The organism is Pseudomonas sp. G3-19 (assembly GCF_054855875.1).
The window spans coordinates 1409604-1421474 of record NZ_JBMPIQ010000003.1; the positions used below are offsets into that span (position 1 = coordinate 1409604).

Below are 11871 nucleotides of genomic sequence, written 5' to 3' on the forward strand. Positions count from 1 at the left end.
CTTTTGGTGGGCCGTTGTGTTTTGGTTACAGGATACGGCTGGCGACTGACGCGCCGCTCGCGTACAAATTGCGCTTATCGATCACCCGGCTTTAAGGCTGACAATGCGACTGGCTTTCCCGACTTTACTGTTCACTGCCGTGGCCCTGCTATTGGGCGCCGCCGGTGTGAACGCCACCCCGCAACATGCGTTGACCGTCTATGGCGAACCTGCCAAATACCCGGCCGGTTTCAGCCACTTCGACTACACCAATCCGCAGGCGCCCAAGGGCGGCACCATGCGCCGCTCGGCGATAGAGATCGGGCATTTCGATCACATCCTGCCTTATATAGATAAAGGCATCGGCGTCACCCAGATCGACGGCATGCTCTATTCGCCGCTGGCCCAGCGCTCGATGGACGAGCCCTACACGGTCTATGGCCTGGTGGCGCAAAAGATGGAGCGCTCGGAGGATGGTCTGTCGCTGCGCTTCTTCATCGATCCCAAGGCGCGTTTTGCCGACGGCAAGCCGATCACTGCCGAGGACGTGCGCTACACCTATGACCTGTTGATGACCCAGGGCAGCCTGCGCTATCGCACGCAGTTCGCCGACGTCAAAGGCGTGGAAGTGGAAGCGCCGCTGACCGTGCGCTTCGATTTCAAGAGCAACGAGAACCGCACCCTGCCGCTGGACATTGCCACCCTGCCGGTGTTTCCCGAGCACTGGTGGAAAACCCGCGACTTCGCCGGTGGCGGTGGCTATGAACCACCACTGGGCAGCGGCCCGTATCGGGTCGGCAAGGTCGACTCCGGGCGCAGCATCACCTTTGAACGCAACCCCGACTGGTGGGGCAAGGACCTGCCGGTCAGTCGCGGCCTGTATAACTTCGATCACTTCAGCATCGAATATTTCGGCGACACCGATGTCGCCCGCCAGGTATTGCGCGGCGGTGCCTATGACTACAACCGCGAGTTTTCCGCCACCGGCTATTCGATCGGTTACGACAGCCCTGCGCTGAGTGACGGCCGCTTGCAGAAAGCCCACCTGGCCACCGAGGCCCCGCAATCTGCGCAGGGGTTCGTGTTCAACCTGCAGAAACCGATGTTCCAGGATCGTCGGGTGCGCCAGGCGCTGGCGATGCTCTGGGATTTCGAGTGGAGCAACCGGCAGATGATGCGCAACATGTACATCCGCCAGCAGAGCTATTTCTCCAATACCGCACTGGCAGCCCGCGAGTTGCCGGATGCCGCCGAGCTGAAAATCCTCGAGCCGTTGCGCGGGCAGGTTCCCGACGAAGTGTTCACCCAGGTCTTCGAGGCGCCGAAAACCGATGGCAGCGGGCTGATCCGCGACAAGCAACTGCAAGCCCTGGAACTGCTCGAACAGGCTGGCTGGAAACCCGAGGGCGACCAACTGGTCAACGCCGAAGGCGAACCTTTGAGTTTCACCTTTCTGGTCAGCCAGAACGGTATGGATCGCCTGCTTCTGCCTTACAAGCGCACGCTGAAGCAGATCGGCATTGAGCTGAATATCCGTCGCATCGACTCCTCGCAATACGTCAATCGCCTGATGAGCCGTGATTACGACATGATCGTCACCGGCTACCCGGTCAGCACGTCTCCGGGGGGCGAGTTGCTCAACTACTTCGGTTCGATATCGGCCAACGACCCGGGCGCCAACAACTACATGGTGCTGAAGAATCCGGCGGTCGACACCCTGATCAACGGCCTGATCCGCGCCTCGACCCAAAGCGACATGCTGCACTACGCCCACGCGCTGGATCGGGTGCTGCAGTGGAATTACTACTGGATTCCCAACTATTACCCGCCGGGCACCTCCACCGTCTGGTGGAACCGCTTCGGCATGCCGGCGATCCAGGCCAGCAATGACGAAGCCATCGAGAGCTGGTGGGAAATCAGCAGCTCGCCGTTGACCAACCAACAGATGACCGCCGAAAAAATCGGGCGTGGCAGACCCGGAGGACCGCACTGATGTGGGCATACATTCTGCGGCGCCTGCTGCTGATCATTCCGACGCTGGTGATCATCCTGCTGGTCAATTTCGTGATCATTCAGGCGGCACCCGGCGGCCCGGTCGAACAGGCCATCGCCCATCTGCAAGGCATCGGCGGTGCGAGTGTCGGCGGCAGTTCCAGCGAAACCATGAGCAACACTTCGCGCGCCAGCCGTGGCCTCGATCCGCAACTGATCAAGGACATCGAAAAGCAGTACGGTTTTGACAAACCGGCGCATGAGCGGCTGTGGCTGATGCTCAAGAACTACGCGCAGCTGGACTTCGGCAAAAGCTTTTTCCGCGGTACGACGGTCACCGATCTGATTCTGGAAAAAATGCCGGTGACCATTTCCCTCGGCTTGTGGGCGACGCTGATCACCTATCTGGTGTCGATCCCGCTGGGCATCCGCAAAGCGGTGCATCACGGCAGCCATTTCGACATCTGGAGCAGCACCGCGATCATCATCGGCTACGCGATGCCGGCGTTTCTGTTCGCAATGTTTCTGATCGTGGTGTTTGCCGGTGGCACGTCATTGAACTGGTTTCCAGTGCGCGGTCTGGTCTCGGACAACTTCGAATCGCTGTCGACCCTGGGCAAGATTGCCGATTACTTCTGGCACCTGGTGTTGCCGGTGACGGCGCTGGTGATTGGCGGCTTCGCCACGCTGACGATTCTCACCAAGAATTCGTTCCTCAATGAAATCACCCGCCAGTACGTAGTCACCGCCCGCGCCAAAGGCTTGAGCGAGCGCCGCGTGCTTTACGGCCATGTGTTCCGCAATGCGATGCTGCTGGTGGTCTCGGGGATTCCGCAGGCGTTCATCAGTGTGTTCTTTGCCGGTTCGCTGTTGATCGAAGTGATCTTCTCTCTCGACGGCCTCGGCCGCATGAGTTACGAAGCGGCGGTTTCTCGCGACTATCCGGTGGTGTTCGGCTCGCTGTTCATCTTCACCCTGTTCGGCCTCCTGATAAAACTGATCGGCGACTTGTGCTACACCCTGGTCGACCCGCGTATCGACTTCGCCGCGAGGAACGCCTGATGTTCAAGCTCTCGCCTCTGGGCCGTCGCCGTTTCGCGCGATTCAAGAAAAACCGCCGTGGCTGGTGGTCGTTGTGGCTGTTTATCGGACTGTTCGTGGTGACGCTGGGCGGTGAACTGATCGCCAATGACAAACCACTGGTGGTGAGCTACCAGAACCAGCTCTACTTCCCGGTCTTCAAGCGCTACACCGAACAGGAGTTTGGCGGGCAATTGCCGTTCCAGGCCGATTATCGCAGTGACTATGTGCAGAACCTGATCCGCAAGGACGGTGGCTGGCTGCTGTTCCCGCCGATCCCGTTCAGCGACGACACGCCCAACTACGACCTCAATCAGCCAGCACCGAGCCCGCCCTCGAAGGTCAACTGGCTCGGCACCGACGATCAGGCGCGTGATGTGTTGGCGCGGGTGATTTTCGGTGCCCGGGTATCGATCCTGTTTGCCCTGATGCTGACCGCCGTCAGCGCGCTGATCGGCATTGCCGCCGGCGCCCTGCAAGGCTATTACGGCGGTTGGGTCGATCTGCTCGGGCAGCGTTTGCTGGAGGTCTGGAGCGGATTGCCGGTGCTGTACCTGCTGATCATTTTGTCCGGCTTTGTCGAGCCGAATTTCTGGTGGCTGCTGGGGATCATGGCGCTGTTTTCATGGCTGGCACTGGTGGATGTGGTGCGCGCCGAGTTCCTGCGCGGGCGTAATCTGGAATACGTCAAAGCGGCGCGTGCGTTGGGCCTGAGCGACCGCAAGGTGATTTTCCGGCACATTCTGCCCAATGCGATGAACGCGACGCTGAGTTACTTGCCGTTCATTCTCACCGGCGCAATTTCCACCCTTACCGCTCTCGACTTCCTCGGTTTCGGCATGCCCGCCGGCAGCGCTTCGCTGGGCGAACTGATTGGTCAGGGCAAGCAGAATCTGCAAGCGCCTTGGCTCGGACTGACGGCGTTCTTCACCCTGGCGTTGATTCTTTCTTTACTGGTGTTCATCGGCGAAGCGTTACGTGACGCGTTCGACCCTCGATCCTGAAGTGTGACCATGACTGATAACCTGATCGAAATCCGTGACCTGAACGTCGCCTTCCATGGCCAGCCGGCGGTGCGCGACCTGTGCCTGGACATCCGGCCCGGCGAGTGCCTGGCGCTGGTCGGCGAGTCGGGCTCGGGCAAATCGGTGACTGCGCATTCGATTCTGCAATTGCTCCCCGAAGGCGATGCGCAAACCAGCGGCAGCATTCGCTATCGCGGTCAGGAATTGCTCGGCGCCGATCCAAAGGTCTTGCGTGAGCTACGCGGCAACCGGATCGCGATGATCTTCCAGGAACCGATGACCTCGCTCAATCCGCTGCACACCATTGAAAAGCAGATCGGCGAGACCCTGCTGGTGCATCGTGGCCTGGGCGGTAAAGCGGCGCAGCAGCGGATTCTTGAACTGCTGGAACTGGTGGGCATTCAGAAGCCCAAAGAGCGCCTCAAGGCCTATCCGCATCAACTGTCCGGCGGCCAGCGGCAACGAGTAATGATCGCCATGGCCCTGGCTTGCGAGCCGGAACTGCTGATCGCTGACGAGCCGACCACGGCGCTTGATGTGACAGTGCAACGCAAGATCCTGCTGCTGCTCAAATCCCTGCAACAACGCCTGGGCATGTCGCTGCTGCTGATCAGTCACGACCTCAATCTTGTGCGCAGCATTGCGCAACGGGTGTGCGTGATGAAGGCGGGTGAAATCGTCGAGCAGGCGCCGTGCGAAACCCTGTTTACCGAGCCAAAGCATCCTTATAGCTGCGTGCTGCTCAACGCCGAGCCGGAAGGCGAAGCCCTGCCCCGCGATGAACGCGAGAACGTGCTGGAGGTGGATGATCTGCGCGTCGAGTTCGTCGTCGGTGGCGGGCTGTTCCAGCGCAAACAATATTTACGCGCGGTGGACGGCATCAGCCTGAATATCCAGCGCGGCAAAACCCTGGGCATTGTCGGTGAGTCCGGTTCGGGCAAGTCGACCCTGGGTCAGGCGATTCTGCGGTTGCTCGACTCCGAGGGCAGTATCCGTTTTCAGGGCACCGCCCTCGACGGCCTCGATCAGAAGCAATTGCGACCCTGGCGTCGGCAGATGCAGGTGGTGTTTCAGGATCCGTTCGGCAGCCTCAGTCCACGGATGTCGGTGGCGCAAATCATCAGCGAAGGGCTGGAGGTGCATTGTCAGTCCAGCGCCGATGAGTGCGATGCACAGGTGATCCGTGTACTCAAGGAAGTCGGCCTGGATCCGGAAAGCCGTCATCGCTACCCGCACGAATTTTCCGGCGGTCAGCGCCAGCGCATCGCCATCGCCAGGGCACTGGTGCTGAAACCGGCGCTGATCCTGCTCGACGAGCCGACCTCGGCCCTTGATCGTACCGTGCAGAAACAAGTGGTCGCCCTGCTCCGCGATCTTCAGGAAAAACACGGCCTGACCTACCTGTTCATCAGCCACGACCTGGCGGTGGTGCGGGCGCTGGCGCATGACATGATCGTGATCAAGGACGGCAAAGTGGTTGAGCGCGGTGCCAGCCATGATGTGTTCGACTCACCGCAGCATCCTTACACCAAAGAGCTGTTGGCAGCGGCGCATCCGGGGTAGGCATAATCGGCGCTTGCCTTGATACCGAGTCGCAACATTCGCGAGCAGGCTCACTCCTACATTTGAAATGCGTTCCATTGTAGGAGTGAGCCTGCTCGCGATGGCGTCGCCAAAGCCGAAAGACATTCAGGATCTGTCAGATGAACACCACCGAAAGCCTCAAGGACTACCAACGCGTGCGCACGCTGGCGATCCGCTCGCTGTTCGAGATCATCGAGCAGTCCAGCGAAGGCACGGTGATTGTCGATCGTGACGCGAACATCGTCTGGATGAACGAGCGCTATGCGCGGCGTTTCGGTCTTGAGTCAGCGAAAAAAGCCATCGGCCAACCCTGCGAAAGCGTGATCCCCGGCAGCTTGTTGCGTGAAGTGGTGCGCACCGGCCGGCCGATCCTGCTGGACATGCAGGACACGCCGAAGGAGCCGCTGGTGGTGATGCGCCTGCCGATCCACGACGATGCCGGGGCGGTGATCGGCGCCATCGGTTTTGCCCTGTTCGATGAATTGCGCAGCCTGTCGCCGATGCTCAAGCGCTACCTGAGCATGCAGGAAGAACTCGCCTCGACCCGCTCGCTGCTGCGGGCGCGGCAGACCAAATACAACTTCGCCCATTTCATTGGCACCAGCAGCGCCAGCCTCGAAGTCAAACGCCGCGCCCGCCGCAGTGCCAGCGCCGAATCCCCGGTGTTGTTGCTCGGTGAAACCGGCACCGGCAAGGAGTTGCTGGCCCAGGCGATTCACAGCGCTTCGCCACGAGCACATAAAGCCTTCGTCAGCATCAACAGCGCCGCAATCCCGGAGGCGTTGCTCGAAGCGGAATTCTTCGGCACCGCGCCTGGCGCGTTTACCGGCGCCGACCGCAAGGGTCGCACCGGCAAATTGCAGATCGCTCAGGGCGGTACGCTGTTTCTCGATGAGATCGGCGACATGCCGTTGCCGCTGCAGAGCAAACTGCTGCGGGTGCTGCAGGAAAAGGAGTTCGAACCGGTTGGCTCCAACGACGTGATCCAGAGCGATGTACGAGTGATCGCGGCGACTTCGACCGATCTGCAAGGCGCGATCAAGCGCGGTGAATTCCGCGCCGACCTGTATTACCGACTTAACGTGCTGCCGATCCAGGTTCCGCCGCTGCGCGAGCGTCTCGACGATTTGCCGGCGCTCAGCGAAGCGATCCTTGAAGAGTTGCGTAGCCAGCATGAACTGAGTCGCGCAGCGCTGGATCTGCTCGGACAACATGCGTGGCCGGGCAACATCCGCGAATTGCGCAACGTGCTGGAGCGCGCGGCGCTGCTCAGCGATGACCTGATCCTCACCGAAGAGGATATTCGCGCGGCCATCGGCACCTTTACCCCGGTTGAACGTCCGTCGGTGTCGACGCTGGCACCGTTGGCGGAAGAGACTTTTGCCCAGGCGCGCCAGCGGTTTGACCGACAACTGATCCAGTCTGCCCTCGCGCAATGTGCGGGCAAAGTGCCGGAGGCGGCGGCTCGACTGGGACTGGGACGCTCGACGCTGTACAAGAAGATGCTGGCCTTGGGCATCGCCGAGTCTCAATAAAGAGACTTAAGTCTCCAGAAAAAGACAACAACAAAAGCTTCGCGAGCAAGCCCGCTCCCACAGGGATACGCATTCCAAATGTGGGAGCGGGCTTGCTCGCGAAGGCGTCAGGCCTCTCAATGAAAATCTCTAAAAAGAGACAACCCTTCAACTCTCAACACGCTTAAACCTATAAAACCCTTACATTTCAATGATTTGAATATCTGGCACAGATCTCGCTAAAGCCTCTCCTGCACCCGCTTCACCCACAAAAATAACAATCTTTGGAGACACTCCATGAGTGTGATCATCGCCTTGGCAGCCCTCGCGCTGCTTATGCTCGCCGCCTACCGAGGCTACAGCGTTATCCTCTTCGCCCCGATTGCCGCCCTCGGCGCTGTCCTGCTCACTGACCCTTCCGCCGTCGCCCCTGCCTTCACCGGGGTGTTCATGGAGAAAATGGTCGGTTTCATCAAACTGTATTTCCCGGTGTTCCTGCTCGGTGCCGTGTTCGGCAAGTTGATCGAATTGTCGGGGTTCTCCCGTTCGATCGTGGCCGCAGCGATTCGCTTGCTCGGCACCCGACAGGCGATGCTGGTGATCGTGCTGGTCTGCGCCTTGCTCACTTACGGCGGCGTGTCGTTGTTCGTGGTGGTGTTTGCGGTGTATCCATTTGCCGCGGAAATGTTCCGCCAGAGCAATATCCCCAAGCGGCTGATTCCGGCGACCATCGCCCTCGGCGCGTTCTCCTTCACCATGGACGCCCTGCCCGGCACGCCGCAGATTCAGAACATCATCCCCAGCACCTTTTTCAACACCACCGCGTGGGCCGCGCCGTGGCTGGGGGTGATCGGCACGATTTTCGTGTTCTGCGCCGGCATGTTGTTCCTGCAGCGCCAACGCAACAAGGCCCAGCGTGCTGGCGAAGGTTATGGCACCGAGCTGCGTAACGAGCCGGAAACCGCCGAAGACCTGAAACTGCCGAACCCATGGATCGCCCTGTCGCCGCTGCTGGCGGTGGGCATCATGAACCTGCTGTTCACCCAGTGGATTCCGCAGTGGTACGGCAAGACCCACAGCCTCGCGTTGCCGGGGATGGCCACTCCGGTGACTACGGAAATCGCCAAGCTCACCGCAATCTGGGCGGTGCAGGCGGCATTGCTGATCGGCATCTTGATGGTGTTGGTGTTCGGCTTCAAGGCGATCCGCAGCAAACTCGCCGAAGGCAGCAAAAGCGCGGTCAGCGGCGCACTGCTGGCGGCGATGAACACCGCCTCGGAATACGGTTTCGGTGCGGTAATCGCTTCGTTGCCGGGCTTTCTGGTACTGGCCGACTGGCTCAAGCAAATCCCCAATCCGCTGGTCAACGAAGCGATCACCGTGACCCTGCTGGCAGGTATCACCGGTTCGGCGTCGGGCGGCATGAGCATTGCTCTGGCGGCGATGTCCGAGCAATTCATCGCGGCGGCGCACGCGGCGAACATTCCGCTGGAAGTGCTGCACCGCGTGGCCGCGATGGCCAGCGGCGGCATGGACACCCTGCCGCACAACGGCGCGGTGATCACCCTGCTGGCGGTCACTGGCCTGACCCACCGCGAGGCCTATAAAGACATTTTCTGTATTACGCTGATCAAGACCCTGGCGGTCTTCGTAGTGATCGGCACTTTCTACGCCACTGGCATTGTGTGAGGTATTCATGACGACTCTTTCGGGCAAGACCGCACTGGTTACCGGCTCCACCAGCGGCATCGGTCTGGGCATCGCGCTGAGCCTGGCCAAGGCCGGCGCCAATCTGATTCTCAACGGTTTCGGTGATGTGTCGAGCGTGATCGCCGAAGTCGGCCAGTTTGGCGGCAAGGTCGGTCATCATCCGGCGGACGTCAGCGACCCGGCGCAGATTGCCGAGATGATCGCTTACGCCGAACGCGAATTCGGCGGCGTCGACATTCTGGTCAACAACGCCGGGATCCAGCACGTGGCGGCCGTGGAGGAGTTCCCGGTGGAGCGCTGGGACTCGATCATCGCGATCAACCTGTCATCGGTGTTCCACAGCACCCGCCTCAGCTTGCCGGGCATGCGCGCCAAGGGTTGGGGGCGGATCGTCAACATTGCCTCGGTGCATGGTCAGGTGGGATCGACCGGTAAAGCCGCGTATGTCGCGGCCAAGCATGGAGTGATCGGTTTGACCAAAGTGGTCGGGCTCGAAACGGCTACCAGTAATGTGACCTGCAACGCGATCTGCCCGGGCTGGGTGCTGACGCCGCTGGTGCAGAAGCAGATCGATGATCGTGCCGCCAAAGGCGTCGATCCGCAGCAGGCGCAGCATGATTTGCTGGCGGAGAAGCAGCCGTCGCTGGAGTTCGTCACGCCGCAGCATCTTGGGGAATTGGTGTTGTTTCTATGCAGCGAGGCTGGCAGCCAGGTGCGCGGGGCGGCGTGGAATATTGATGGGGGGTGGTTGGCGCAGTAATGCTGCGTCCCTGTAGGAGCGAGCCTGCTCGCGATAGCGGTGTATCAGCCAACATCAATGTTGAGTGTAATTCCGCTATCGCGAGCAGGCTCACTCCTACAAGTGATGTGTCATGAACAACACAACAAGAGGCAAACCAATGTCCGACCTCCTCTGGCAACCCGATGCCGAGCGTATCGCCCAATCGCGCATGGATCAGTTCCGCCGCGACATCAATCAGCGCCATGGCCTGGCGCTGAGCAGCTACACCGACCTGCACCGCTGGAGCGTGGAACAGCGCGAAGCGTTCTGGCAGGCGATCGTCGATTTCTTCGACATCCGCTTTCACACCCAACCCGACGCCGTCCTGCGTGAAGGCGCGCAGATGCCCAGTGCCGAATGGTTTCCCGGCGCGACCCTGAACTTTGCCGAACACTTGCTGCGCCGTCGTGACGATGCGGTCGCAGTGATTGCCGTGGCGGAAAACGGTCAGCGCGAACAGCTGACCTGGGCCGAACTGGCCGAGCACGTCGCCGGTTTTCAGGCCAGCCTGCAAGCCGCCGGTGTCGGCCTCGGCGACCGCGTGGCCGCGTGCATGCCCAACACCTGGCAGACCCTGGTGGCGATGCTCGCGACCACCAGCCTCGGGGCGATCTGGTCGTGCTCGTCGCCGGACTTCGGCACCCACGGCGTGATCGACCGTTTCGGCCAGATCGAACCCAAAGTGTTGATCACCTGCGCCGGCTACCGTTACGCCGGCAAAGACATCAACCAGACCACCAAGATCAACGAAATCCTCGCGCAACTGCCATCGCTGCAGCAGTTGATCATCGCGCCCTACGCTCGCGCGCAGGCCCGTACCGAGGATTACCAAACCCACGCCAACGTGACGTTGTGGGACGAGTTCTACCAACCCGGCGGCGAACCGCGGTTTGTCCCGGTGCCGTTCAATCACCCGTTGTACGTGTTGTATTCCAGTGGCACCACCGGCGTACCGAAATGCATCGTGCACAGTACTGGCGGCGTGTTGCTGCAGCATGCCAAGGAACACGGACTGCACGTCGATCTCGGCCCCGGTGACCGGTTGTTCTACTACACCACTTGCGGCTGGATGATGTGGAACTGGCTGGTCTCGGCCCTCGCGGTCGGCAGCGCGGTGGTGCTGTATGACGGCTCGCCGTTTCACCCGGGCCATGAGCGCTTGCTCGACCTGATCGACGACGAGCGCATCAGTGTGTTCGGCACTAGCCCCAAGTTTCTCGCGACACTGGAAAGCAGCGGTTTAAAGCCTGCGCACAGCCATGATCTGAGTAGCCTGAAGACCCTGCTCTGCACCGGCTCCGCGCTATCGCCGCAGAGTTATGACTTCGTCTACCGCGACTTCAAGCGCGATGTGTGCCTGGCGTCGATGTCCGGCGGCACCGATGTGGTGTCGTGCTTCGTCAACGGTAATCCGCTGTCGGCGGTGCGCCGCGGCGAAATCATGGGCAAGAGCCTGGGCATGGCAGTTGAGGTGTGGAACGACGCCGGCGTTGCCGTGATCGGCGAAAAAGGCGAGCTGGTCTGCACCCGGCACTTCCCGGCGATGCCCGTCGGGCTGTGGCATGACCCTGACGGCGCAAAACTGCGCAAATCCTATTTCAGCCTGTTCCCCGGTGTCTGGGCCCAGGGCGACTACGCCGAGCAATTGCCCCACGGCGGGATGCTGATCCACGGCCGCTCCGACGCCGTGCTCAACCCCGGCGGCGTGCGCATCGGCACGGCGGAAATCTATCGTCAGGTCGAGAAAGTCCCGCAGGTGCTGGACAGCGTGGCGATCGGACAGCAATGGCAGGACGATGTGCGCGTAGTGCTGTTCGTGCGCCTGCAGGACGGAGTGACGCTGGATGACCACCTGCAACAACAGATCCGCCAGGTGATCCGCGCCAACACCACGCCGCGCCATGTGCCGGCGAAGATCGTCGCGGTGACCGATATTCCGCGCACCATCAGCGGCAAGGTGGTGGAACTCGCGGTGCGCAATGTGGTGCATGGCGAGCCGGTGAAAAATACCGATGCGCTGGCCAATCCCGAGGCCTTGGAGCAGTTCCGCAATCGCCCGGAGCTGTCCGATTAGCACGCCATGCCCTTGTGGGAGCGGGCTTGCTCGCGAAAGCGGTGTGTCAGTCCCGCTGATATCGACTGATAGATTGCATTCGCGAGCAAGCCCGCTCCCACAGGGGTGAGGTGTTAATCCATCAGGCCCCAA

At 60.9% G+C, this 11871-nt stretch carries 8 protein-coding genes; all 8 read left to right on the forward strand.

Annotated features, from left to right (window positions below):
• The first annotated feature begins 103 nt into the window (after positions 1 to 103).
• The gene (locus tag ACOYXI_RS06500; RefSeq protein WP_461674568.1) at positions 104 to 1972 is read left to right on the forward strand and encodes an extracellular solute-binding protein; all 1869 of its coding nucleotides are present in this window, start codon (positions 104 to 106) and stop codon (positions 1970 to 1972) included.
• Positions 1972 to 3033: a microcin C ABC transporter permease YejB gene (locus ACOYXI_RS06505; protein ID WP_461674569.1), complete on the forward strand. Its 1062-nt coding sequence runs from the start codon at positions 1972 to 1974 to the stop codon at positions 3031 to 3033. Before ACOYXI_RS06500 ends, ACOYXI_RS06505 begins: the two co-directional genes overlap by 1 nt.
• Positions 3033 to 4055 (forward strand): ABC transporter permease, encoded by a 1023-nt coding sequence (locus ACOYXI_RS06510; protein WP_098964175.1) that lies wholly within the window; start codon positions 3033 to 3035, stop codon positions 4053 to 4055. Before ACOYXI_RS06505 ends, ACOYXI_RS06510 begins: the two co-directional genes overlap by 1 nt.
• A gap of 9 nt (positions 4056 to 4064) precedes the next feature.
• On the forward strand, positions 4065 to 5639 hold the full coding sequence (locus ACOYXI_RS06515) for an ABC transporter ATP-binding protein (protein ID WP_135295905.1): 1575 nt from the start codon (positions 4065 to 4067) through the stop codon (positions 5637 to 5639).
• 140 nt (positions 5640 to 5779) lie between these two features.
• Positions 5780 to 7195 (forward strand): sigma-54 interaction domain-containing protein, encoded by a 1416-nt coding sequence (locus tag ACOYXI_RS06520; RefSeq protein WP_461674570.1) that lies wholly within the window; start codon positions 5780 to 5782, stop codon positions 7193 to 7195.
• Between the two features lie 276 nt (positions 7196 to 7471).
• Positions 7472 to 8863, forward strand: a complete 1392-nt coding sequence (locus tag ACOYXI_RS06525) for a GntP family permease (RefSeq protein WP_027612663.1) — start codon at positions 7472 to 7474, stop codon at positions 8861 to 8863.
• 7 nt (positions 8864 to 8870) lie between these two features.
• The gene (hbdH, locus tag ACOYXI_RS06530; protein WP_282412445.1) at positions 8871 to 9644 is read left to right on the forward strand and encodes a 3-hydroxybutyrate dehydrogenase; all 774 of its coding nucleotides are present in this window, start codon (positions 8871 to 8873) and stop codon (positions 9642 to 9644) included.
• 139 nt (positions 9645 to 9783) lie between these two features.
• The gene (locus ACOYXI_RS06535; RefSeq protein ID WP_461674571.1) at positions 9784 to 11739 is read left to right on the forward strand and encodes an acetoacetate--CoA ligase; all 1956 of its coding nucleotides are present in this window, start codon (positions 9784 to 9786) and stop codon (positions 11737 to 11739) included.
• Positions 11740 to 11871 lie beyond the last annotated feature (132 nt).

Coding starts and splice junctions, on each gene's coding strand:
- ACOYXI_RS06515 (WP_135295905.1), top strand. CDS start 4,065: ATGACTGATAACCTGATCGAAATCCGTGACCTGAACGTCGCCTTCCAT.
- ACOYXI_RS06500 (WP_461674568.1), top strand. CDS start 104: ATGCGACTGGCTTTCCCGACTTTACTGTTCACTGCCGTGGCCCTGCTA.
- ACOYXI_RS06535 (WP_461674571.1), top strand. CDS start 9,784: ATGTCCGACCTCCTCTGGCAACCCGATGCCGAGCGTATCGCCCAATCG.
- ACOYXI_RS06520 (WP_461674570.1), top strand. CDS start 5,780: ATGAACACCACCGAAAGCCTCAAGGACTACCAACGCGTGCGCACGCTG.
- hbdH (WP_282412445.1), top strand. CDS start 8,871: ATGACGACTCTTTCGGGCAAGACCGCACTGGTTACCGGCTCCACCAGC.
- ACOYXI_RS06525 (WP_027612663.1), top strand. CDS start 7,472: ATGAGTGTGATCATCGCCTTGGCAGCCCTCGCGCTGCTTATGCTCGCC.
- ACOYXI_RS06510 (WP_098964175.1), top strand. CDS start 3,033: ATGTTCAAGCTCTCGCCTCTGGGCCGTCGCCGTTTCGCGCGATTCAAG.
- ACOYXI_RS06505 (WP_461674569.1), top strand. CDS start 1,972: ATGTGGGCATACATTCTGCGGCGCCTGCTGCTGATCATTCCGACGCTG.